Below are 23,412 nucleotides of genomic sequence, written 5' to 3' on the forward strand. Positions count from 1 at the left end.
TGTGAAGGCTATCTCAAGGAGAGCATTGCTAAAATGGCGAGTTTGCGATGAAATTGCGCGGCGAAATTATACCAGCCGGGACGGGCGAGGGATTTACCATGGAAAGAGTGATAAAACATCTGCTCGCTGGCGTGGCGCTGGGTGCGGCGCTGCTGGGCGGGGGCACCTTTACGCTGGCCGCCGCCGAGCCTGCCGCGACGCAGCCGGCGGCGAAGGCGATCGCCATTATCGACTTCTCTGAGCTTCAGCTCGACGGCGCGGCCGCGCTGGTGCTCACCTTTAACACGCCGCTCGACGACAAACAGGATTTTGCCGCGCGCGTAAAGCTGGTCGACGATAAAAACGGCCTGGTAGACGGCGGCTGGGAGCTGGCCCAGAACGGCAAGTCGCTGCGCTTTCGCCATCCTGAACCCTCGCGCAAGCTGACGGTCAGCGTAGAGGCGGGGCTGCGCGCCGCTAACGGCACCACCTTAACCACGCCCTTCAGCCAGTCGCTGACCACGCGCGATATTCAGCCGATGGTGGGTTTCGCCAGCCGCGGCTCGCTGCTGCCGCTGCGTCTGACCCAGGGCCTGCCGGTGCTGGCGCTCAACGTGTCGCGCGTCGACGTCGATTTCTTCCGCGTCAAGACCGCCTCGATGAACGATTTCCTCGCCCAGTGGAACTACGGCAACAATCTTTCCTACTGGTCGTCGCGCGAGCTGCTTAACCACGCCGATCTGGTCTACACCGGCCGCTTCGATCTCAATCCGGCGCGCAACACGCGGGAGAAACTGCAGCTGCCGCTGAAGGATGTGGCGCCGCTGAAGCAGCCAGGGGTCTATCTGGCGGTGATGAAGCAGGCGGGGTCCTATAATTATACGCTGCCCGCCACGCTGTTTACCCTGAGCGACATCGGGCTGTCGCTGCACCGTTTCCCCGGCGAAATGGCGCTGTTTACCCAGAGTCTGGCGAGCGGCGCGCCGCTGGCTGGCGTCACTGTCCAGCTGCTGGATGAGAAGGGCCGACAGCTCGCCAGCGGCATCAGCGATGAGAGCGGCTATCTGCGGCTGCCGACGCAGGCGAAAGGCAAAGTGCTTATCGCAACGCAAAAAGAGCAGACCTCGCTGATCGACCTTAACCTGCCGGCGCTCGATCTGGCGGAATTCCCGGTCGGCGGCCCGCAGGGTTACGACAAGCAGCTGTTTGTTTTCGGCCCGCGCGATCTCTATCGCCCCGGCGAGACGGTTATCGTAAACGCGTTGCTGCGCGACGCCGACGGCAAGCCGCTGCCCCCACAGCCGCTGAAGGCTGAAGTGGTGCAGCCCAACGGCGAAGTGGCGCAAACTTTTCTCTGGCAGCCGGAGAACGGCTTTTACCAGCAGCGCTTTGCGCTGCCCGCCTCAGCGATGACCGGCGACTGGACGCTGCGCCTTAACGGCGGCGACAGCCAGCCGCGCAGCTGGCGCTTTCACGTAGAGGATTTCCTGCCGGAGCGCATGGCGCTGACGCTGCAAAACAGCGACAGCCCGCTGTCGCCTGATGACGACGTCATTTTTAATATTGAAGGCCGCTATCTCTACGGCGCGCCCGCCGCGGGCAATGAACTGCAGGCGCAGCTGATGCTGCGGCCGGCGCGCGAGGCGGTCGCCGCGCTGCCGGGCTACCTGTTCGGCGACGTTATGGAACAGGACACCAGACGCAACCTGGACGATATCGACGACACGCTGGACGACGAGGGCAAGCTGCAGCTGACGGTAGAGAGCGAGTGGGCGCAGACGCACTCGCCGCTGAACCTGATCCTGCAGGCGAGCCTGCTGGAGACGGGCGGGCGGCCGGTCACGCGCCGCGTCACGCAGGCAGTCTGGCCTGCGCCCGTGCTGCCCGGCATCCGGCCGCTGTTTAACAGCGAATCGGTCTATGACTACCGCTACGATCGCTATACCCAGCAGCCGACGGTGCCGGAGAACAGCCTGGCCGAATTCGACATCGTTTATGCCAACAGCAAAGGTGAAAAGCTGGCGGCGAAAGATCTTGAGGTGCGCCTGATCCACGAGCGGCGCGACTACTACTGGAGCTTCTCCGACAGCGAAGGCTGGCAGATGCGTCATGACGAGAAAGATCTGCAGGAGGACGCGCTGCGTATTTCGCTGGCTGCCGGCAGCAGCCGAAAAGTGAGCTTCCCGGTAGAGTGGGGCGCCTATCGTCTGGAGGTGCAGGCCGGCGAGAAGATTATCTCCAGCGTACAGTTCCGCGCCGGCTACTGGTGGGAAGATAACACCAACGGCACCGGCGCGCTGCGGCCCGATCAGGTGAAGCTCAGGCTGGATAAAACCGCGCTGCGTCCCGGCGAAACCGCCCGCGTGCAGGTGGAATCGCCAGCGGCAGGGAAAGGCTTTCTGATGGTGGAGTCGAGCAGCGGCACGCTCTGGCGGCAGCCGATCAGCGTGCCTGCGGGCGGCACCACTGTCGCTGTGCCGCTTGACGCCAGCTGGAAGCGGCACGACCTCTATCTCAGCGCCATCGTGGTGCGCGACGGCGATAAGACGAGCGGCGCCACGCCGAAGCGCGCCGTCGGCCTGCTGCCTCTGCCGATGGCGACCGACGCGCGCCGCCTCGCTCTGACGCTGGACGCGCCGCTGAAGATGCGTCCCGAGCAGACGCTGAAGGTCAGGGTCAAAGCCAGCCGCGCCGGCGGCGAGCTGCCGCAAAACATCCAGGTGCTGCTGTCGGCGGTGGACAGCGGCGTGCTGAATATCAACAGCTACAAAACCCCCGATCCCTGGGATGGTTTCTTTGGCCGCAAGCGCTACAACGCCGATCAGTATGATGTCTTTGGCCAGCTGATTGAGGGGGGCGGGCGGCTGGCTACGCTGCGTTTCGGCGGTGACGGCGACGATGATTCACTGTCGCGCGGTGGTAAAAAGCCGCTCACCGAAGTCAATATCGTGGCGCAGCAGCTTCAGCCGGTCACGCTGGATAAAAACGGCGAGGGCACGCTGGAGTTGCCGATACCGCAGTTTAACGGCGAGCTGCGGCTGATGGCGCAGGCGTGGAGCGACGACAGCTTCGGCGCAGCGGAGCGTAACGTCGTGGTGGCCGCGCCGCTGATCGGCGAGCTGGCGACGCCGCGCTTTATGGCGAGCGGCGATCAGGCGATGCTGGCGCTCGATCTCACTAATCTCTCGGAACAGCCTCAGGCGCTGAAGGTCGATGTGCAGACCCAGGGGCAGATCGCGCTGAGCGGCGGCGCTTCGCACCGCGTTCAGCTGGCGAAAGGGGCGCGCACCACCCTGCATATACCGGTGAAGGCGCAGGGCGGTTTCGGTGAAGGGGCGGTGCTGGTGCGTGTCGCCGGCCTGGTGGTCGACGGCGAGAAGCTGGCCGACAGCCAGCGCAGCTGGAAAATCGGCGTGCGTCCCGCCTACCCGGCGCAGACGCTGAGTTTCGACGGGGAGATATCGCCCGGGCAGAGCTGGCAGGTGCAGGCCGCCGCGCTGAGCGGGCTGCAGCCTGAGACGCTGAGCGGACAGCTCTCGCTCAGCAATCAGCCGCCGCTGAATATCGCTCACTATATTAGCGAGCTTTATGCCTATCCCTATGGCTGCCTCGAGCAGACCGCCAGCGGCATCTGGCCCTCGGTTTTCACTAACCATGCGCAGCTGACGGCTATGGGCATTAAAACTGGCAGCGACGATGAGCGCCGCGCGGCGATCGATACCGGCATCGCGCGCCTGGCGGGTATGCAGCGCGGCAACGGCAGCTTCGGCCTCTGGAGCAAAGAGAGCGAAGAGGAGTTCTGGCTGACCGCCTACGTGACCGATTTCCTGCTGCGCGCCAGCGAGGCGGGCTACAGCGTGCCACCTGAAACCCTCGCCCGCGCCGACGAGCGGCTGCTGCGCTATCTGCAGGATCCGGCGCAGATCGAAACGCGCTGGAGCAGCGATGAAGAGGCGATGCGCTTTAGCGTGCAGGCCTATGCGGGCATGGTGCTGGCGCGGCAGCAGCAGGCGCCGCTTGGCGCGCTGCGCGCGCTGTATGAGAAGCGCGACAAGGCAAAATCGGGGCTGTCGCTGGTGCAGCTCGGCGTGGCGCTGAAGCTGATGGGCGATCCGCAGCGCGCGCAGCTGGCGCTGGCGCAGGGCGCCAGCCTGACGCGCGCCTCAAACGGCTGGCTGGGTGATTACGGCAGTCCGCTGCGCGACCGCGCGCTGATTGTGGCGCTGCTGGCAGAAAACCAGCTGCTGCCTGAGCTGCAAAGCACATTAATGATTGAACTGGCGAAAGAGGCGCGCGGACAGCGCTGGTTCTCCACCCAGGAGAACAATGCGCTCTTCCTGGCGGGACGCACGCTGCAGCAGCATCAGGGCGAAGCCTGGCAGGCGACGCTGGCGGGAGAGGCGCAGCCGCTGCAGGGGCGTGGTCCGATGACGCTGGGGACTGGCGAGAGCCAGCTGCAGCATGGCATGACGCTGATCAACAGCGGAACGACGCCGCTTTACGGCGCGCTCAGCGTGACCGGCTATCCGCTTGCCGCGCCGACGCCCATGCACAACGTGCTGAATATCACCCGTGACTATTTCACCCTCGACGGCAAGCCGGCGGATCTCAGCCAGCTCAGCAGCGGCCAGCTGCTGGTGGTGCGGCTGAAGGTTTCTGCCAGCAAGCGCGTAAGCGACGCGTTGGTGGTCGATCTGCTGCCCGCCGGTCTGGAGCTGGAAAACCAGAACCTCAGCGACAGCAGCGCCAGCCTCGGTGACGGCGCGGATGCGCTGAAGGAGAGCATGATGGACATGCAGCAGGCGGATATCCGGCATATCGAATTCCGCGACGATCGCTTTGTCGCGGCGCTGGCGCTGAACGGCTACAAAACGGAGACGCTGCTCTATCTGGCGCGCGCGGTGACGCCGGGCAGCTATCGCCTGCCGCCGCCGCAGGTCGAGTCGATGTACGTGCCGGAGTGGCGTGCCGTGGGCGCAACGCCGGAGAGAATCAGTGTGCGTTAAGGCATGAAGCTGAAGAGCTGGAAAAAGCGGTGGCACTGGCCGCCGCTTGTTTTTTTGGCGCTGGTGCTGGCGCTGACTGGGCTTGACCGGCTGTTTCCGCTGCCGCTGCGCCAGCTGCAGCCCGCGCGCGTGGTGGTGGCGGAAGACGGCACGCCGCTCTGGCGCTTTGCCGACAGGCAGGGCGTCTGGCGCTATCCGGTGACGACAGAAGAGGTCGCGCCCGCCTACCTTGAGGCGCTGCTCAACTATGAGGATCGCTGGTTCTGGCACCATCCCGGCATCAATCCGCTCGCTATCCTGCGCGCGGCGGGGCAGAACCTGCGCGCCGGGGCCATTATCTCGGGCGGTAGCACCCTGACTATGCAGGTCGCGCGCCTGATCGATCCGCAGCCGCGCTCGTTTTCCGGCAAGGCGGTACAGGCGTGGCGGGCGCTGCAGCTGGAGTGGCACCTGTCGAAGCGTGAGATTCTGACGCTCTATCTCAATCGCGCTCCCTTTGGCGGCACGGTAGAGGGCGTGGGCGCGGCGAGCTGGATCTGGCTCGGCAAGCCGCCTTCGCAGCTGACCAAAGGCGAGGCCGCACTGCTGGCAGTGCTGCCGCAGGCCCCTGGCCGCCTGCGACCGGATCGCTGGCCGCGCCGCGCCGAGGCGGCACGCAACAAAGTGCTGCAGCGGCTGGCCGATCATCGCGTCTGGCCGCAGCAGGAGGTCGATGAGATCCTGCAGGAGCCGGTCTGGCTGCCGCCGCGCCAGATGCCGCAGACCGCACCGCTGCTGGCGCGTCGTCTGCTGTCGCTCTCGGCGGAGGTTAAAATCGTCTCGACGCTGGATATCTCGCTGCAGCGCGAGCTGGAAAGCCTCGCTGCCGCCCTTAAGCCGCAGCTGCCGCCGCGCACCTCGCTGGCGATACAGGTGGCGGATCACACCGATATGAAAGTACGCGGCTATGTCGGCTCGGTAGATTTTCGCGACGACAGGCGCTTCGGCCATGTCGATATGGTCGCCAGCGTGCGATCGCCAGGCTCGGTGCTTAAACCCTTTATCTACGGCATGGCGCTGGACGACGGCCTGATCCACGGCGAATCGCTGCTGCAGGATGTGCCGCGCCGCTTTGGCGACTACCGGCCCGGCAATTTCGACAGCGGCTTTCACGGGCCGGTCAGCGCCAGCGAGGCGCTGAAGCGCTCGCTCAATCTGCCGGCGGTACAGCTGCTGGACGCCCTCGGCCCCAAAAGCGTGACGGCGCGGCTGCGCAATGCTGGACTGAACCTGCGCTTTCCGGCCGGCGCCGAGCCTAACCTGTCGCTGGCGCTGGGGGGTACCGGCGCCCGGCTGGATGAGCTGGTGGCGGCCTACAGCGCCTTCGCACGCCAGGGCAACGCCGCGCAGCTGCGCTACCTGGCGGATCAGCCGCTGCGGCAGCGTCGCTTGCTGTCGCCGGGCGCCGCCTGGATCGTACGGCGCATGCTGGCGGGCGACGCGCAGCCTCCAGCCAGCGGCGCGGTGAGCGATATCGTGCCGCTGGCGTGGAAAACCGGCACCAGCTACGGCTACCGCGACGCCTGGGCTATCGGCGTCACGCCGCGCTATCTTATCGGCGTCTGGGTCGGCAGGCCGGACGCCACGCCGGTCGCCGGTCAGGTCGGCTTCGCCTCGGCGGTACCGGTTATGCATCAGGTGGCGAACCTGCTGGCTGGCCATATGCCCGCTGGCGGCACGCCGCGCGATCCGCGTCCCGCCTCGGTCAGCGCGCAGAGCATCTGCTGGCCGGGCGGCCAGCCGTTGCCCGCCGGGGATGATAACTGTCGCCAGCGCCGACAAAGCTGGGTGCTGAATCAGACTCTCCCGCCGACGCTGCTGGCGCCGGGGCAGGAGGGCGTCAACGGCCTGCGGCTGCGCTACTGGCAAAATGCCCAGGGAAGGCACGTGGCGGCGGACTGTCCCGACGCCCGGAGCCGCGAACAACTGCTGTGGCCGCTGCCGCTTGAGCCCTGGCTGCCACAGAGCGAGCAGCGCGCGCAGCGTCTGCCGCCAGTCGACGACGCCTGCCCGCCGCTGCGCCAGGGTAATGCGCCGCCAATGGTCATCACCGGCGTGATTAACGGTCAGCATCTGCAGCCGCTGCCGGGCAAAGCGGTGCTGATCGTGCCGGTGGCGGTGCAGGGCGGCAGCGGCGAGCGCCGCTGGTGGTTTTTAAACGGCGAACCGGTCGAGCAGGGCAAGGAGAGCGCGCGCGTGCAGCTGGCGCTGCGCGACGCCGGCGCCTGTCAGCTGGTGGTCATGGATGAGGCGGGCGATCTGGCCACCGTCGCCTTTATCCGCGACTGAAAAATGGCGCAATGCACAAAATTTGCCTGCCTGCATCGACAAATATCAATAATTTTCAATAAATCATACGATAGCTAATAGGCAACGCCCGTTGATCTCCCTATAATCGGCGCGTTTTCTTACCGGGAGCGGGTTCCCGGTTTCTTCAGGATGCTAAAGACAGAGGTCAACATGGCAATCGAACGTACCTTCTCCATCATTAAACCAAACGCCGTTGCTAAAAACGTGATTGGCGCCATCTACAACCGTTTTGAAAGCGCAGGCTTCAAAATCGTTGGCGCTAAAATGCTGCAGCTGAGCAAAGAGCAGGCTGAAGGTTTCTACGCTGAGCACCAGGGCAAACCGTTCTTCGACGGCCTGGTAGAGTTCATGACCTCTGGTCCGGTTGTGGTATCTGTACTGGAAGGTGAAAACGCCGTTCAGCGTCACCGCGATCTGATGGGCGCAACCAACCCGGCGAACGCGCTGGCGGGTACCCTGCGCGCTGACTACGCTGACAGCTTCACCGAAAACGCCACCCACGGTTCTGACTCCGCTGAGTCTGCCGCGCGCGAAATCGCCTACTTCTTCGGCGAAAACGAGATCTGCCCGCGCACCCGTTAATGGGCTGACGCCAGCCGGACAGCGCGCTTTACAAATTTCTACCTGACGCGCCGCTGTCTCTCCTGGCATCACAACGCAGATGTTGTACAATGTTGCGCCCTTGTTGAGATCGTCTCAGCAAGGGCGTCTTTTTTTTCTATCCTTAACCAGAGCCATAACGTGTAATAACGAGGCCAGAGAACATTATGTCCGAACTGATTGTGACGCCGTCGTCCGCTTCCCCCGTTGCTGTTGCCCCCAAAAGCGAAAAAATTAACCTGCTGGATCTCAACCGCCAGCAGATGCGCGAGCTTTTTCTCTCTATGGGTGAAAAACCTTTCCGTGCCGATCAGGTGATGAAGTGGATGTACCACTACTGCTGCGACGATTTCGAGCAGATGACCGACATCAATAAGGTGCTGCGCGGCAAGCTGAGCCAGATTGCGGAAATTCGCGCGCCGGAAGTGGCGGAAGAGATGCGCTCCAGCGACGGCACCATTAAGTGGGCGATCCGCGTCGGCGATCAGCTGGTGGAAACCGTCTATATCCCGGAAGATGACCGCGCCACGCTCTGCGTCTCCTCGCAGGTCGGCTGTGCGCTGGAGTGCAAATTCTGCTCCACGGCGCAGCAGGGCTTCAACCGCAATCTGCGCGTCTCCGAGATCATCGGCCAGGTATGGCGCGCGGCGAAAATTATCGGCGCTGCCAAAGTTACCGGTCAGCGTCCTATCACCAACGTGGTGATGATGGGCATGGGCGAGCCGCTGCTCAACCTTAACAACGTCGTGCCGGCGATGGAGATTATGCTGGACGATTTCGGTTTCGGCCTGTCGAAGCGTCGCGTCACCCTGTCGACGTCAGGCGTGGTACCGGCGCTGGATAAGCTCGGCGATATGATTGACGTTGCGCTGGCAATTTCGCTGCATGCGCCAAACGATAAGCTGCGCGACGATATCGTGCCGATTAACAAAAAGTACAATATCGAGATGTTCCTCGGCGCGGTGAAGCGCTATCTGGCGAAGTCGAACGCCAATCAGGGGCGCGTCACCATTGAGTATGTCATGCTGGACCACGTTAACGACAGCACCGACGATGCGCACGAGCTGGCGGCGCTGCTGAAGGATACGCCGAGCAAGATCAACCTGATCCCCTGGAACCCCTTCCCGGGCGCGCCTTACGGCCGTAGCTCTAACAGCCGGGTTGACCGCTTTGCTAAAGTCCTGATGGAGTATGGCTTTACCACCATCGTGCGTAAAACGCGCGGCGACGATATCGATGCCGCCTGCGGACAGCTGGCGGGCGATGTGATTGACCGCACCAGGCGTACGATGCGTAAAAAAATGGCGGGCGAAGCCATATCTGTGAAGGCGCTCTGAAACCAGCAACCCACCGTTTGACCCGATCGCGACGCGTGGCAGGCTACTGCCAGGCAATCTCTTTCGCGACCAGGAGAACGAAATGGGTAAAGGATTACCGGCCAGCCTGCTGGCCCTGATTGTTGTAACCGGGTGTGTCAGCCAGAAGCCCCATTCCGCCGCGGCGGATACGCGGCTGGCGCTGGGAATGCACTATCTGGCGGCGGCGGATTACGCCGCCGCGCGCCGCAACTTCCAGCGGGCGCAGGCCGCCGCGCCGCGTGACTATCGAGTGGCCCTGGCGCTGGCGCGCCTGGCGGAGAAACAGGGCCGTCGCGATGAGGCGGCGCGCAGCTACCAGCAGGCGCAGCGGCTGGCACCGGCAAATGGCTTTGTGGCTAACAATTACGGTGCGTTTCTCTGCGCTTTAGGGCAGTATGACGAAGCGCATCAACAGTTTAAGCGGGCGATGAGCGCATCGGAAAATGAAGCGCGCATCGATGCGTGGGAACTGTCGGGATATTGTTATCTTCAGGCTGATGACGCGCTGGCCGCGCGAGCGGCGCTGAGTCGGGCGCTGGAGGCGGATCGCGCGAAAGGCGACGCATTGCTGGATGAGGCGGAAAAACAACGTCTCCTCTCTCCGGCGCGTGCTCTACTGTTAATAGAGCTTTATCAGCAATATCTGCCTGCTACGGCGCGCAGCTTAGAGTTACAGATACGTTTCGCCGCGCAACAGGGAAACGCTGCTGACGTTACACGTTATGGCGACCGGTTGGCGCGAAGTTTTCCACAATCGATACAGTACCAGCGTTATTTTGCTAATGAATACTGAAGCCACTCAAGACAACTCTGCAGTACATTCCACAGGCGAACGCCTGCGTCTGGCCCGTGAGCAAATGGGGCTGACGCAGCAAAATGTAGCTGAACGCCTGTGCCTGAAACTTACGACCGTACGCGATATCGAAGAGGACAAAGCGCCTGCCGATCTGGCGTCGACCTTTTTGCGTGGATATATTCGCTCCTATGCCCGTCTGGTGCACATTCCTGAAGAGGAACTGCTGCCGATGATGGCGAAGCAGACGCCGGTGCGTGCGGCCAAAATCGAACCGATGCAGCACTTCTCGCTGGGCAAACGCCGCAAGAAACGCGACGGCTGGCTGATGATTTTCACCTGGCTGGTGCTCTTTGTGGTGGTCGGCCTGACCGGCGCGTGGTGGTGGCAAAACCATAAGGCGTCGCAGGAGGATCTGGTCTCAATGGCCGATCAAAACGGCAGCAGCGGCGACGCCAGCCAGTCTATTCCGCTCGACGGTGGCAGCAACGACGCCAGCGACGAAACGGCGGCGCCTGCCGCGCCAGACGAAACCAACGGCGTGGAGAGCAGCGCGGCGGCACCGGCTGCCAGCCAGCCGACCAGCACCGCACCGACGCAGATCGCTGGCAACAGCGCCGCGCCGGCTGCCACCTCGGCGAACAGCGCCGTGGTGTCACCCGCTCAGGCGCCGGTAGATAATGCGGCCAGCCCATCCTCTACCGCCGGCCAGCTGCCGACCAGCGGCGCAGCCGTTGGCGAAGCCGCCGCCGATCCCAATACCGTGGTGATGAACTTCAACGCCGACTGCTGGCTGGAAGTCAGTGACGCGACCGGTAAAAAACTGTTCAGCGGAATGCAACGCAGCGGTGGTAAACTCAGCCTCTCCGGCACTGCGCCTTATCGTCTGAAAATTGGCGCACCCTCAGCGGTGCAGGTGCAATATCAGAACCAGCCGGTTGATTTAAGTCGTTTTATCCGTAATAACCAGGTTGCTCGCCTGACGTTGGGTGCGCAATAACGCTGCATCGCGCCCCGGGCAATTGTGGAGAAAGAATATGCATAACGAAGCACCCATTATCCGTCGTAAATCGACCCGGATTTATGTCGGCAAGGTGCCTGTCGGCGACGGCGCGCCTATCGCCGTTCAGTCGATGACCAATACTCGTACAACCGACGTCGACGCTACGGTCAATCAGATCAAAGCGCTTGAGCGCGTCGGCGTTGATATCGTCCGCGTTTCCGTGCCGACCATGGATGCCGCCGAAGCCTTTAAGCTGATCAAGCAGCGCGTCAATGTGCCGCTGGTGGCGGATATCCATTTTGACTACCGCATTGCGCTGAAAGTCGCCGAATATGGCGTCGACTGCCTGCGTATCAATCCAGGCAACATCGGCAACAACGAACGTATCCGCCAGGTGGTGGATTGCGCGCGCGACCATAATATTCCCATCCGTATCGGCGTAAACGCCGGTTCGCTGGAAAAAGATCTGCAGGAAAAGTATGGCGAGCCGACGCCGCAGGCGCTGCTGGAATCCGCTATGCGCCACGTCGATCATCTCGATCGCCTGAACTTCGATCAGTTCAAGGTAAGCGTAAAAGCATCCGACGTCTTCCTGGCGGTCGAATCTTACCGTCTGCTGGCGAAGCAGATCGATCAGCCGCTGCACCTCGGCATTACCGAAGCGGGCGGCGCGCGCGCGGGCGCGGTGAAATCGGCCATCGGCCTGGGGCTGCTGCTCTCTGAAGGGATTGGCGACACGCTGCGTATCTCGCTGGCGGCCGATCCGGTAGAAGAGGTGAAAGTTGGCTTCGATATTCTGAAGTCGCTGCGCATTCGCTCGCGCGGTATCAACTTTATCGCCTGCCCGACCTGTTCGCGTCAGGAGTTTGACGTTATCGGCACGGTAAACGCCCTTGAGCAGCGCCTCGAAGACATTATCACGCCGATGGATGTTTCTATCATCGGCTGCGTGGTTAACGGCCCCGGCGAAGCGACGGTATCGACGCTGGGCGTTACCGGCGGCAACAAGAAAAGCGGCTTCTACGAGGATGGCGTGCGCCAGCGCGAACGTCTCGATAACGATGATATGATCGATCAGCTGGAAGCGCGCATCCGCGCCAAAGCGACCATGCTGGACGAGAATCGTCGCATCAACGTGCAGCAGCTGGAAAACTAAGCGTCGGCGCGCGCAGCGCGACTTTGTTCAATGAACCTGTGCGGTTTCATCCTCATAAGGTATGATGCCGGACAGGTTTTTTTGCATTAAGAGATTTTAACGTGGCGAAGAATATTCAAGCTATCCGCGGCATGAACGATTACCTGCCGGCGGATACCGCTATCTGGCAACGCATTGAAGGTACGCTCAGGCAGGTGCTGGCCAGCTACGGCTACAGCGAAATTCGCATGCCGATCGTCGAGCAGACTCCGCTGTTTAAACGCGCCATCGGCGAAGTAACCGATGTGGTCGAAAAAGAGATGTACACCTTTGACGACCGCAACGGCGAAAGCCTGACGCTGCGTCCCGAAGGAACCGCAGGCTGCGTGCGCGCCGGTATCGAACATGGCCTGCTCTACAATCAGGAGCAGCGTCTGTGGTATATGGGACCGATGTTCCGCTACGAGCGTCCGCAGAAGGGGCGCTATCGTCAGTTCCACCAGATGGGTGCCGAGGTGTTCGGCCTGCAGGGCCCGGACGTGGACGCCGAGCTGATTATGCTGACCGCTCGCTGGTGGAAAGCGCTGGGCATCGCCGATCATGTGCGCCTGGAGCTTAACTCTATCGGTTCGCTGGAGGCGCGCGCTAACTATCGCGAAGCGCTGGTGGCTTTCCTTGAGCAGCATAAAGAGACGCTGGACGAAGACAGCAAGCGCCGCATGTACACCAACCCGCTGCGCGTGCTCGACAGCAAAAATCCTGACGTGCAGACGCTGCTTAACGATGCGCCGCAGCTGATGGATCATCTCGACGACGAATCGCGCGAGCATTTCCAGGGGCTGTGCGCCCTGCTGGACGATGCCGGCATCGCCTATCGCGTCAATCAGCGTCTGGTGCGCGGCCTCGACTACTACAACCGTACCGTTTTTGAATGGGTGACGGAGAGCCTCGGCGCGCAGGGCACCGTGTGCGGCGGCGGTCGCTACGACGGCCTGGTAGAGCAGCTGGGCGGTCGCGCGACGCCGGCGGTCGGTTTCGCTATGGGCATGGAGCGTCTGGTGCTGCTGGTGCAGGCGGTGAATCCTGAATTTGAACCGACGCGCGTTGTTGATGTCTATGTTATCGCTTCGGGCCAGGGCGTTCAGTCCGCTGCGATGCAGCTGGCGGAAAAACTGCGCGACGAAGCGCCGGAACTGAAGCTGATGACTAACTTCGGCGGCGGCAACTTCAAGAAGCAGTTTGCTCGCGCCGACAAGTGGGGCGCGCGCATCGCGCTGGTCGTGGGCGAAGATGAAGTGAAAGCCGGTCAGGTAGTTATCAAAGATCTGCGCAGCGGCGATCAGCAAACGCTGGCGCAGACAGAGGCTGCTGCTGCACTGCGCACGCTGTTAAAGTAAGCGTAGCACGGCACCAACCAGAGAAAGGAGAGGGATCGCGTGGAAGTCTATAGCAACGAAAACGAGCAGGTTGACGCGGTACGTCGCTTTTTTGCCAGTAACGGCAAGGCGCTGGCGGTCGGCGTGATTATCGGTATTGCCGCGCTCGGCGGCTGGCGCTACTGGGCCAGTCACGAAGAGGGCTCGTCGAAAGCGCTTTCTGCACAGTATCAGCAAGTGACCACCGCTATGAAAGCCGATCAGCCAGCGACGCTGGATGCGGTAGCGAAATTCGTCAGCGAAAACAGCAACACCTATGGCGCACTGGCAGCGATGGACGCGGCGAAGCAGTATGTCGACGCCAACCAGCTGGACAAGGCGTCTTCCCTGCTGGAAAACGGGCTGAAGAATACCAAAGATGCCAATTTGCAGGCGGTTATCAACCTGCGACTGGCGCGCATTCAACTGCAACAGAATCAGGCGGACGCCGCTCTTAAAACCCTCGACGCTGTCAAGGGCGATGGCTGGACAGCCATTGTGGCGGATATCCGCGGCGAAGCGCTGCTGAGCAAAGGCGACAAGCAGGGCGCGCGCGATGCGTGGAGCAAAGGCGTCGAGTCAGACGCTTCTCCGGCGCTGAAGCAAATGATGCAGATGAAGATGAATAACTTAAGCTAAGCCAGTCAAGAGAGAGCGCATGGAATTACGTAAATACCTGCTGCCAGGACTGATTTCAGTCACTTTGCTCAGCGGTTGTTCGCTGTTCAGCGGCGAAGAAGATGTAGTGAAAATGGCCCCGCTGCCAAAGGTGGAAAACCAGTTCACCCCTCAGGAAGTGTGGAGCACGTCGGTCGGTGACGGCATTGGCGACTTCTACTCTAACCTGCATCCGGCATGGCAGGACAACACCGTATTTGCGGCGGATCGTTTCGGCGTGGTTAAAGCGCTGGACGCCTCCAACGGCAAAGAAAAATGGAAGGTCGATCTCTCTGAGAAAACCGGCTTCTTCTCGAAAAATATCTCGGCGCTGCTCTCCGGCGGCGTGACCGCTGCGGGCGAGCATCTCTATATCGGCAGCGAACGCGGTCAGCTGTTCGCCCTGAACAGCAGCGACGGCAGCATCGCCTGGCAGACGCAGGTCGCTGGCGAAGCGCTCTCCCGCCCGGTGGTAAGCGACGGCCTGGTGCTGGTGCATACCAGCAACGGTATGTTGCAGGGGCTGGATCAGAACAGCGGCGCGGTGAAGTGGAGCGTTAACCTCGATATGCCAGCGCTGTCGCTGCGCGGCGAGTCTGCGCCTGCGGTGGCCTTCGGCGGCGCGATTGTCGGCGGCGATAACGGCCGCGTCAGCGCGGTTATCATGAATCAGGGCCAGCTTATCTGGCAGCAGCGTATCTCCCAGCCGAGCGGCGCTACCGAAATCGATCGCCTGAACGACGTCGACACCACGCCGGTTATCGTCAACGGCGTGGTTTATGCGCTGGCCTACAACGGCAACCTGACCGCGCTCGATCTGCGCTCCGGCCAGATTCTGTGGAAGCGTGAAATCGGCGGGGTGAAAGATCTGATTGTCGATGCTGGCCGCATCTATCTGGTGGATCAGGATGACCGCGTGATCGCGCTTAACGCCGACGGCGGCGTCGCCATCTGGCGTCAGAGCGATCTGCTGCACCGCAACCTGACGGCGCCGGTGCTCTATAACGGCTATCTGGTGGTGGGCGACAGCGAAGGCTATCTGCACTGGCTCAACACCTCAGACGGTCGTTTCGTGGCGCAGCAGAAAGTCGACAGCGATGGCTTCCAGACCGAGCCGGTTGTCGCCAGCGATAAGCTGATCATTCAGGCTAAAGGCGGCGAGGTTTACGCGATTACGCGTTAATACGCCACCGGGATTTGCCTTCCGTCTAACGGCTCCTGACGCGTCAGGAGCCGTTTCGTTTTTAGTCAGGCATGATATTCTTAGCGCCTTCAGCCTGAACCCGGCGGTTAAAACCGTTATAATCACGCCATTCGGGCGATTAATTTTTTTATTGAGGCACTGTTATGATACCTGTGGTCGCGCTGGTTGGGCGTCCCAATGTGGGGAAATCCACGCTGTTTAACCGCTTAACGCGCACTCGTGATGCGCTGGTGGCGGATTTTCCTGGACTGACACGCGATCGCAAATATGGTCGCGCCGAAGTGGAAGGGCGCGAATTTATTGTTATTGATACCGGCGGTATCGACGGCACTGAAGAAGGCGTCGAAACGCGTATGGCTGAACAGTCGCTGCTGGCGATTGAAGAGGCCGATGTTGTGCTGTTTATGGTGGATGCGCGCGCGGGCGTGATGCCAGCGGACAAGCAAATCGCTAACCATATCCGTTCGCGCCAGAAGCCGACGTTCCTGGTGGCGAATAAAACCGACGGCCTCGATCCCGATTCCGCAGTAGTCGATTTCTACTCGCTGGGTCTGGGAGAGATTCACGCCATCGCGGCTTCCCATGGGCGTGGCGTAACCAGCCTGCTGGAAACCGCGCTGCTGCCGTGGATGGACGAAGTCGATCCGCGTGAAGTCACTGAAGAAGACGAAAACGAAGCCTACTGGGCGGCGCTGGCGGCAGAAGAGAACGGCGAAACGCAGGAAGAAGAGGAAGAGGCGTTCGATCCCACCGGCCTGCCGATTAAGCTGGCTATCGTTGGCCGTCCTAACGTCGGTAAGTCCACGCTGACCAACCGTATTCTCGGCGAAGATCGCGTTGTGGTCTACGATATGCCGGGCACCACGCGCGACAGCATCTATATTCCGATGGAGCGTGATGACCGCGAATATATCCTGATCGACACCGCAGGCGTGCGCAAGCGCGGCAAAATCACCGATACGGTCGAAAAGTTTTCCGTGATTAAAACGCTTCAGGCGATTGAAGATGCCAACGTGGTGCTGCTGGTTATCGACGCGCGCGAAGGCATCTCCGATCAGGATCTGTCGCTGCTCGGCTTTATTCTTAACAGCGGTCGTTCGCTGGTGATCGTGGTGAACAAGTGGGATGGCCTGACGCAGGAGATCAAGGATCAGGTCAAAGAGACGCTGGATTACCGTCTCGGCTTTATCGACTTTGCCCGCGTCCACTTTATCTCTGCGCTGCACGGCAGCGGCGTCGGCAACCTGTTTGAATCCGTTACCGAAGCCTACGACTGCTCGACCAAACGCGTTAATACCTCCATGCTGACGCGCATCATGAATATGGCGGCCGAAGATCATCAGCCACCGCTGGTGCGTGGTCGCCGCGTGAAGCTGAAGTATGCGCATGCCGGTGGTTATAACCCGCCGATCGTAGTGATCCACGGCAATCAGGTGAAAGATCTGCCGGACTCCTACAAGCGCTATCTGATGAACTACTTCCGTCGTTCGCTTAACGTAATGGGCACGCCGATTCGCATTCAGTTCAAAGAGGGCGACAACCCCTTTGCAGGCAAGCGCAACCTGTTAACGCCGACGCAGCAGCGCAAGCGTAAGCGTCTGCTCTCGCATCTGAAAAAGAACAAGCGTTAAACCAAAGGGACCGAAAGGTCCCTTTGTTGTTCTCGGACGCCGCAAAAAGATGCCGTGGCGTTAACACCTGAGCTTACTTTTGCGCGACACGCCGGGCAGCACGAGGATGAGTGCAAATTGAGCAGCTCAATGCAGAATTTGTAGCAAAAATGCTATTGCTGAGTGTACGCAACGTTATAGATGTTCACCTCATAATGTACCAGGTGGTACAATCCTGTCCCGTATTGCGACGGGAGTAAACAAATCTACCTGCCTCCTGCTCACAATGCCTGCATCCCGGACAGAGGTCCGTACCGTTACGAATTAAAGTAAAGCGATATCCGACGCATCAGACGTCGTCACGCTTCAGAAGGCTGAGGCGCGGTGGCTTTATTTTTTCAGGAGAGTAAGTGTTATGGCTGAAACAACATCCCGATCCGGCAAAGGATTGGGTATCTGGTCGATTTTGCTGGGGCTGGTGCTGCTGGCAACTGGACTGTTCTTTGCTATTGGCGGCGGCAAGCTGGTCTCGCTGGGCGGTAGCTGGTATTTCCTGATTGCAGGCATTGTAACGCTGCTGTCGGCGATCCAGTTCTTCCGCCGCAAGTCTTCAGCCGTCGTGCTGTTTATTCTGGTCTTCGTCGGCACGCTGATTTGGGCGCTGGCGGACGCGGGCTGGTCGTTCTGGCCGCTGGTATCGCGCATGATGGTGCCGTCGGGTCTGATGCTGCTGGCATTTCTGACCTGGCCTGCGCTGCGTAAGCGCGAAGGCAAATCCTCGCTGGCGAAAGTCTCTTATGCGCTTTCCGCTCTCATCGCCGTTGGCATGGTCGGTACGCTGGTGCAGATGTTCCAGCCGCATCCCACCGTGGCCTTTACCGGCAAAGAACTGCCGCTGATCCCGGTCGATAAGAGCAAACCGCAGCAGGACTGGAATAACTATGGCCGCACGCCAGGCGGCGACCGTTTTGCCGCTATTGATCAGATCACCCGTGACAACGTGAAAGATCTTAAAGTGGCATGGACTTTCCGCACCGGCGATACGCCGATCAGCCCGACCGGCAACGGGGCGGAAGATCAGCAAACGCCGCTGCAGATTGGCAACACGCTCTATCTCTGTACGCCGCACAACAATGTAATTGCAGTAGAGGCGGACAGCGGCAAGCAGATCTGGAAACGTGAAATTAACGCCCAGGCGGAAGTCTGGCCGCGCTGCCGCGGTCTGGCCTATTTTGACGCCACTAAACCGCTGACGCAGCCGAGCAAGCCTGGCTCTACGCCGGTACCGGCTGTTAGCCTGGCGGCGGGAGACACCTGCCAGCGTCGTATCCTGATGAACACCATCGACGCGCGTCTGATCGCGATTAACGCTGACAACGGCGAGTTCTGCGAAAACTTCGGCAACCACGGTATCGTTAACCTGAAAGAGGGCCTGGGCGAAGCGCAGGATCCGAAATATCAGCTGACGTCAGCGCCAACGATGGCGGGCACCACGGTGGTCGTCGGCGGTCGCGTCGCGGATAACGTCCAGACCGATATGCCGGGCGGCGTGCTGCGCGGTTTCGATGTGATCACCGGCAAACAGCGCTGGGCGTTTGACCCGGGCAATGTCGATCCTAACGCCGTGCTGATGCCGGGCCAGAACTACAAACGCAGCACCCCGAACTCCTGGGCGCCAATGTCCTACGATCCGGCGATGAATACCGTATTTATCCCGATGGGCAGCTCCTCTGTGGATCTGTGGGGCGCGAACCGCACCGAACTGGATCATAAATATGGCGCCTCTGTTCTGGCGCTGGATGCGACCACAGGTAAAGAGAAGTGGGTCTACCAGACCGTACATAACGATCTGTGGGATTTCGACCTGCCGATGCAGCCGAGCCTGGTCGATTTCCCGATGAAGGATGGCACCACCAAACCTGCGGTGGTGATCGGCGGTAAAACCGGCATGATTTTCGTGCTGGACCGCGAAACCGGCAAGCCACTGACCAAAGTCGAAGAGCTGCCGATGCCGCAGGGCCATATCCCGAACGAGCAGTACAGCAAAACGCAGCCCCATTCCACTGAAATGCCGCAGATCGGCAATCAGACGCTGACCGAGTCAGATATGTGGGGCGCGACGCCGTTCGATCAGCTGGCGTGCCGCATCGCCTTTAAATCGATGCGCTACAACGGCCTGTTCACCGTACCGGACACCGACAAATCGCTCAGCTTCCCCGGTTCGCTCGGCGGTATGAACTGGGGCAGCATGTCGTTCGACCCGAACAACCAGTACATGTTCGTTAACGATATGCGTCTCGGCCTGTGGGTGCAGATGATCCCCGCCGATACCAGCAATATCTCTCGCGGCAGCAACGGCGGCGAGGCGATCAACACCGGCATGGGTGCAGTCCCGCTGAAAGGCACGCCGTACGCGGTTAACAAAAACCGCTTTATGTCGCCGCTGGGCATTCCTTGTCAGGCGCCGCCGTTCGGCACGCTGTCGGCGATCGATATGAAGACGCGTAAAATCGTCTGGCAGGTGCCGGTCGGCACGGTACAGGATACCGGCCCGTTCGGTATTAAAATGCACGCGCAGATGCCGATCGGCATGCCAACGCTGGGCGGCACGCTGGCGACGCAGGGCGGACTGGTGTTTATCGCTGGCACCCAGGATTACTATCTGCGCGCCTTCGACAGCTCGACCGGTAAAGAGGTATGGAAAGCCCGTCTGCCGGTAGGCAGCCAGGGTGGCCCGATCAGCTACGTTTCACCGAAGAACGGTAAGCAGTACATTCTGATCTCCGCAGGCGGGGCGCGTCAGTCGCCAGATCGCGGTGACTATGTGATTGCCTACGCGCTGCCGTAATGGCTAAGCGTTATTAACTAAACCCTGCGCTTCGGCGTGGGGTTTTTTATTTGGCGCACAATAAGCTGTAAGCGTGGCGGCAGTTGCAAAAAGGCATGAGAAGCGGGTCGCTAAGTCTTCGCGTGCGGGTTGGGGAGAAAAGAGGAGAGGGTATAATCGCGACGGCGCTTGAGGTTTCTGCCTTGAGCGATCGGCATGCTGGTTGTGAGGCAGAAAAGAGAAAGCCCCGTAGTTAATTTTCATTAACCCACGAGGCTGCCCAATGTCCCAACAACAGCAGGGTAGCCTCTTACCGCGCTCTGCGCAAGGAGGAGTGACCATGAAATTGCCACAGCTAACGCTGGTTTGTTGCGTATTACTGGTGTGTCTCACACTTTTAATCTTTACCTGGCTGACGCGAAAATCGCTGTGCGAAATCCGTTACCGGGACAACCAGCGCGAGGTGGCTGCTTCGATGGCTTACGAATCTGGTAAGTAGCGACCGGAAGGCGGGGAGGCATCCCCGCCTTAACCGGCTGTTGGACGGACAGGCCTGAAGCGCCTTTACAAGGCCGCCCTCTGCGTGGCGGCCTTTTTTAATGCGCGGGATCGTCGCCGTCGCGCCACAGCGCTTCCAGCTCCGGTGGCGCGATCTGCTCAGGGATCAGCAAGACGATAGTGCCGACCTCGCGGTGCGTGGCATAGCTGATCTGTATGCGGAAGTAGCGCTGATCGCTGCGGCCGATCTCCGGCGCTTTATCTTCAGGCTCGCCCAGCGGCAGCGCCTGTTCCAGAACCTGACAGACGCGCTGCTTTTGCGGCTGCGGCAGCTGAGCCAGCGCGAAACGCCGCGCCCCGCGCAGGCCGGGAATAAAGGCCAGTCCGCCCTCGCGTTCGACCTCAATGACCGCATCGTCGGTCAGTTCAGGAAAGGAACTCATAGCACGCCAACCTCCTTCCATGCCTGTTCAATAGACTGCGCCACGGAGCGATTAAAGCGGCGTTCGCCATGCTGAATGGTCAGCCGGGCGAAGGTGCTGAAATCGGCGTCCTGCGGCAACGATTTGTCGCATACCGTATCGTACCAGGCATGGCCTGCCTGTTCCCAGGCATAGCCGCCCAGCGCTTTCGCCGCGAGGTAAAAGGCGCGGTTAGGAATACCCGAATTCAGATGCACGCCGCCGTTATCTTCACGCGTCTTGATGTAGTTATCCATATGCGCAGGCTGCGGATCTTTGCCCAGCATCGGATCGTCATAGGCGGTACCCGGCTCCGCCATAGAGCGCAGTCCGCGTCCGTTGATGCCACTCGCCAGCAGGCCTTCGCCGATAATCCAGTCGGCGCTGTCGGCGCTCTGCTTCAGATGGAACTGCTTCACCAGCGAGCCAAAAACGTCGGAGAGCGACTCATTTAGCGCTCCCGCCTGCTCGAAATAGATCAGTCCCGCTTCCGTCTCGGTAACGCCGTGCGCCAGCTCGTGCGCCACCACGTCGATGGCGATAGTAAAGCGATTGAAGATTTCGCCGTCGCCGTCACCGAAGACCATCTGCTGACCGTTCCAGAAGGCGTTTTGATAGGCCTTGCCGTAGTGCACGGTGCCGAGCAGCTTTAGCCCCTGATTGTCGAGGGAGTTGCGCTGATAGGTCTGCCAGAAGAAGTCGTAGGTTACGCCAAGGTAATCCCAGGCTTCCCGGGCGGCGATGTCGCCGGTATCAGGCTGGCCTTCGCTGCGCACCAGATCGCCCGGCAGATTTTGGGTGTTTTTCGCATCATAGATTTCACGCTCGACGTGACCGCCCGTCGCCGTCTGCGGCGCGACCGGCTTTTGCCAGTTCTCCGCCATCAGGTGCTGAACGTGCATCAGGGTGCGGCGCGCGTAGTCCTGCTGATGACTGGAACCGTGGGCCACGATGTTACGCAAGATATAGGGAGGAATAACGCTGTAGGACATACCCGACTCCTTGGCACAAGTAATGTGCCAAAAAGTATAGTCTTTGTTCAGGAAGCGGTTTTAGGGCGGCGTTTTTTTTCTGGCAGCAGGCTGGTCACCTGGCTTTCCACCCAGCCGTCGTCAAGGCGCGTGCGCAGGGTATCGCCGCTCTTCAGCTGGGCGGTTTTTTTCACTACCTGGCCGGCGCTATCGGTGGTAACGCTGAAGCCGCGCGCCAGCGTCGCCAGCGGACTGACTCCCTCCAGCTGCGCGGCGAGCGTTGCAAAGCGCTGCCGGTCGCGGTTGAGCATCTTCTCCATGCTCTGCTGCAGGCGATAGCGCGTCTGCTCCAGCTGGCGCTGCGCCTGAAACAGACGCGGCTGCGGCTGATGCGCGGCAAGACGCTGAGAAAGACGATCCTGCTGGCGGAGGCTCTGACGCAGGCGATTTTCCATCGCCTCGTTCAGCCGCTGCTGCAGGCGGAACAGGGCGGTCTGCTGACGCGCCAGGCGGAGCTGCGGGTGCTGCTGCTGCAGCCGGTGATCGAGACGGGAGAAGCGGCGTTGTTGCTGCGCCAGATAGTAATCCATCGCCATTTCCAGCCGTTGTTGCTGTGAAAGCAACTGTCGCAGCAGTTCCGTCTGATTTCTGCTCACTATTTCAGCAGCGGCGGAGGGCGTTGGCGCGCGCAGGTCGGCGACGAAATCGGCGATGGTAACGTCGGTTTCATGGCCGACGGCGCTGACAACGGGAATGCGGCTGGCAAAAATAGCGCGCGCGACGCGCTCTTCGTTAAAGCTCCAGAGATCTTCCAGCGAGCCGCCGCCGCGGCCAACGATCAGCACGTCGCACTCCCCACGCTGGTTCGCCAGCTCAATGGCGCGCACGATAGCGGCCGGCGCTTCAGCGCCCTGAACCGGCGTAGGGTAGATAATTACCGGCAGCGAAGGATCGCGGCGGTGCAGCACGCGCAGCACGTCGTGCAGCGCCGCGCCGGTTGCCGAGGTGATCACGCCAACCTGTTTTGCCGGCGCGGGCAGGGGCTGTTTATGCTGCTGGTCAAAGAGGCCTTCGCTCGCCAGCTTCGCCTTCAGCAGCTCAAACTGCTGCTGCAGTGCGCCTTCGCCCGCCGGATGCATGCTTTCGATAATCAGCTGATAGTCGCCGCGCGGCTCATAAAGCGTAATGGTGGCGCGCACCAGAATTTGCTGGCCGTGCTGCGGACGGAAGGTGACGCGGCGGTTGCTGTTGCGGAACATCGCGCAGCGCACCTGGGCGCCGTCATCCTTCAGCGTAAAGTACCAGTGGCCCGACGCGGGCTGAGAAAAGTTAGAGATCTCCGCGCTCAGCCACACCGATCCCATCTCCTGTTCCAGGAGCTGGCGCACCGTGGTATTCAGGCGGCTGACGGTAAAAACATTGGCGACGGGCGGTAGCGACATGTGATAGAGATCAAATAGTAAATCAGAGGGTTAATTAACCGATACTACATGGCTGCTAGCGAGGATCAAGAGTTTTTCTAAAATAATGCTGGAGGCAAACGATT

General features: G+C 60.9%; 16 protein-coding genes. 13 read left to right on the forward strand and 3 right to left on the reverse strand.

Translation table 11 applies throughout. The features are described from left to right. The first annotated feature begins 98 nt into the window (after positions 1 to 98). The 13 genes from MHZ97_RS12395 (at position 99) to MHZ97_RS12455 (ending at position 20,435) form a co-directional block, all read left to right on the forward strand. The gene (locus MHZ97_RS12395; protein WP_239314758.1) at positions 99 to 4,985 is read left to right on the forward strand and encodes an alpha-2-macroglobulin; all 4,887 of its coding nucleotides are present in this window, start codon (positions 99 to 101) and stop codon (positions 4,983 to 4,985) included. Positions 4,986 to 4,988: 3 nt separating this feature from the next. Further along, positions 4,989 to 7,313, forward strand: a complete 2,325-nt coding sequence (gene pbpC / locus MHZ97_RS12400; protein WP_239314757.1) for a peptidoglycan glycosyltransferase PbpC — start codon at positions 4,989 to 4,991, stop codon at positions 7,311 to 7,313. A gap of 171 nt (positions 7,314 to 7,484) precedes the next feature. Beyond that, positions 7,485 to 7,916, forward strand: coding sequence for a nucleoside-diphosphate kinase (gene ndk, locus MHZ97_RS12405; RefSeq protein WP_003848684.1), 432 nt, complete (start codon positions 7,485 to 7,487; stop codon positions 7,914 to 7,916). Between the two features lie 185 nt (positions 7,917 to 8,101). After that, complete coding sequence (locus MHZ97_RS12410; protein WP_239314756.1) at positions 8,102 to 9,271, forward strand: bifunctional tRNA (adenosine(37)-C2)-methyltransferase TrmG/ribosomal RNA large subunit methyltransferase RlmN; 1,170 nt, start codon at positions 8,102 to 8,104, stop codon at positions 9,269 to 9,271. 82 nt (positions 9,272 to 9,353) lie between these two features. Continuing rightward, entirely contained in the window at positions 9,354 to 10,085 is a 732-nt protein-coding gene (pilW, locus tag MHZ97_RS12415) for a type IV pilus biogenesis/stability protein PilW (protein WP_103794357.1), read from the forward strand. After that, entirely contained in the window at positions 10,075 to 11,085 is a 1,011-nt protein-coding gene (rodZ, locus tag MHZ97_RS12420) for a cytoskeleton protein RodZ (RefSeq protein ID WP_239314755.1), read from the forward strand. Before pilW ends, rodZ begins: the two co-directional genes overlap by 11 nt. Positions 11,086 to 11,122: 37 nt before the next feature. Beyond that, entirely contained in the window at positions 11,123 to 12,244 is a 1,122-nt protein-coding gene (ispG, locus tag MHZ97_RS12425) for a flavodoxin-dependent (E)-4-hydroxy-3-methylbut-2-enyl-diphosphate synthase (protein WP_103794355.1), read from the forward strand. 101 nt (positions 12,245 to 12,345) lie between these two features. Continuing rightward, a complete protein-coding gene (gene hisS / locus MHZ97_RS12430) occupies positions 12,346 to 13,620 on the forward strand; it encodes a histidine--tRNA ligase (RefSeq protein ID WP_103794354.1) in 1,275 nt (424 codons plus the stop codon). A gap of 39 nt (positions 13,621 to 13,659) precedes the next feature. Next, positions 13,660 to 14,277 (forward strand): YfgM family protein, encoded by a 618-nt coding sequence (locus MHZ97_RS12435; protein ID WP_033753904.1) that lies wholly within the window; start codon positions 13,660 to 13,662, stop codon positions 14,275 to 14,277. Positions 14,278 to 14,296: 19 nt separating this feature from the next. Beyond that, positions 14,297 to 15,478: an outer membrane protein assembly factor BamB gene (gene bamB, locus MHZ97_RS12440; RefSeq protein WP_103794353.1), complete on the forward strand. Its 1,182-nt coding sequence runs from the start codon at positions 14,297 to 14,299 to the stop codon at positions 15,476 to 15,478. Between the two features lie 164 nt (positions 15,479 to 15,642). Next, complete coding sequence (der, locus tag MHZ97_RS12445; protein ID WP_103794352.1) at positions 15,643 to 17,130, forward strand: ribosome biogenesis GTPase Der; 1,488 nt, start codon at positions 15,643 to 15,645, stop codon at positions 17,128 to 17,130. Positions 17,131 to 17,524: 394 nt separating this feature from the next. Further along, positions 17,525 to 19,957 (forward strand): glucose/quinate/shikimate family membrane-bound PQQ-dependent dehydrogenase, encoded by a 2,433-nt coding sequence (locus tag MHZ97_RS12450; RefSeq protein ID WP_103794351.1) that lies wholly within the window; start codon positions 17,525 to 17,527, stop codon positions 19,955 to 19,957. Positions 19,958 to 20,276: 319 nt separating this feature from the next. After that, a complete protein-coding gene (locus MHZ97_RS12455; protein WP_081141507.1) occupies positions 20,277 to 20,435 on the forward strand; it encodes a type I toxin-antitoxin system Hok family toxin in 159 nt (52 codons plus the stop codon). 97 nt (positions 20,436 to 20,532) lie between these two features. Here the strand turns inward: MHZ97_RS12455 and MHZ97_RS12460 are convergent, their stop codons facing one another. Genes MHZ97_RS12460 through xseA form a run of 3 tightly spaced genes read right to left on the reverse strand, consistent with a single transcriptional unit; the run spans position 20,533 to position 23,308 of the window. Further along, positions 20,533 to 20,877, reverse strand: a complete 345-nt coding sequence (locus tag MHZ97_RS12460; RefSeq protein WP_103794350.1) for a protealysin inhibitor emfourin — start codon at positions 20,875 to 20,877, stop codon at positions 20,533 to 20,535. Continuing rightward, entirely contained in the window at positions 20,874 to 21,887 is a 1,014-nt protein-coding gene (locus MHZ97_RS12465; RefSeq protein ID WP_103794349.1) for a M4 family metallopeptidase, read from the reverse strand. The genes MHZ97_RS12460 and MHZ97_RS12465 overlap by 4 nt, the downstream gene beginning before the upstream one ends. A gap of 47 nt (positions 21,888 to 21,934) precedes the next feature. Next, complete coding sequence (xseA, locus tag MHZ97_RS12470) at positions 21,935 to 23,308, reverse strand: exodeoxyribonuclease VII large subunit (protein WP_239314754.1); 1,374 nt, start codon at positions 23,306 to 23,308, stop codon at positions 21,935 to 21,937. Between the last annotated feature and the right edge of the window lie 104 nt (positions 23,309 to 23,412).

It is taken from the genome of Pantoea sp. ACRSC (genome assembly GCF_022346785.1).
Lineage (GTDB): Bacteria > Pseudomonadota > Gammaproteobacteria > Enterobacterales > Enterobacteriaceae > Pantoea > Pantoea alvi.

What these genes read in the sequence shown, in the direction of transcription:
- MHZ97_RS12395 (WP_239314758.1), top strand. Translation starts at nt 99, where the DNA reads ATGGAAAGAGTGATAAAACATCTGCTCGCTGGCGTGGCGCTGGGTGCG.
- pbpC (WP_239314757.1), top strand. Translation starts at nt 4,989, where the DNA reads ATGAAGCTGAAGAGCTGGAAAAAGCGGTGGCACTGGCCGCCGCTTGTT.
- ndk (WP_003848684.1), top strand. Translation starts at nt 7,485, where the DNA reads ATGGCAATCGAACGTACCTTCTCCATCATTAAACCAAACGCCGTTGCT.
- MHZ97_RS12410 (WP_239314756.1), top strand. Translation starts at nt 8,102, where the DNA reads ATGTCCGAACTGATTGTGACGCCGTCGTCCGCTTCCCCCGTTGCTGTT.
- pilW (WP_103794357.1), top strand. Translation starts at nt 9,354, where the DNA reads ATGGGTAAAGGATTACCGGCCAGCCTGCTGGCCCTGATTGTTGTAACC.
- rodZ (WP_239314755.1), top strand. Translation starts at nt 10,075, where the DNA reads ATGAATACTGAAGCCACTCAAGACAACTCTGCAGTACATTCCACAGGC.
- ispG (WP_103794355.1), top strand. Translation starts at nt 11,123, where the DNA reads ATGCATAACGAAGCACCCATTATCCGTCGTAAATCGACCCGGATTTAT.
- bamB (WP_103794353.1), top strand. Translation starts at nt 14,297, where the DNA reads ATGGAATTACGTAAATACCTGCTGCCAGGACTGATTTCAGTCACTTTG.
- der (WP_103794352.1), top strand. Translation starts at nt 15,643, where the DNA reads ATGATACCTGTGGTCGCGCTGGTTGGGCGTCCCAATGTGGGGAAATCC.
- MHZ97_RS12450 (WP_103794351.1), top strand. Translation starts at nt 17,525, where the DNA reads ATGGCTGAAACAACATCCCGATCCGGCAAAGGATTGGGTATCTGGTCG.
- MHZ97_RS12455 (WP_081141507.1), top strand. Translation starts at nt 20,277, where the DNA reads ATGAAATTGCCACAGCTAACGCTGGTTTGTTGCGTATTACTGGTGTGT.
- MHZ97_RS12460 (WP_103794350.1), bottom strand. Translation starts at nt 20,877, where the DNA reads ATGAGTTCCTTTCCTGAACTGACCGACGATGCGGTCATTGAGGTCGAA.
- MHZ97_RS12465 (WP_103794349.1), bottom strand. Translation starts at nt 21,887, where the DNA reads ATGTCCTACAGCGTTATTCCTCCCTATATCTTGCGTAACATCGTGGCC.
- xseA (WP_239314754.1), bottom strand. Translation starts at nt 23,308, where the DNA reads ATGTCGCTACCGCCCGTCGCCAATGTTTTTACCGTCAGCCGCCTGAAT.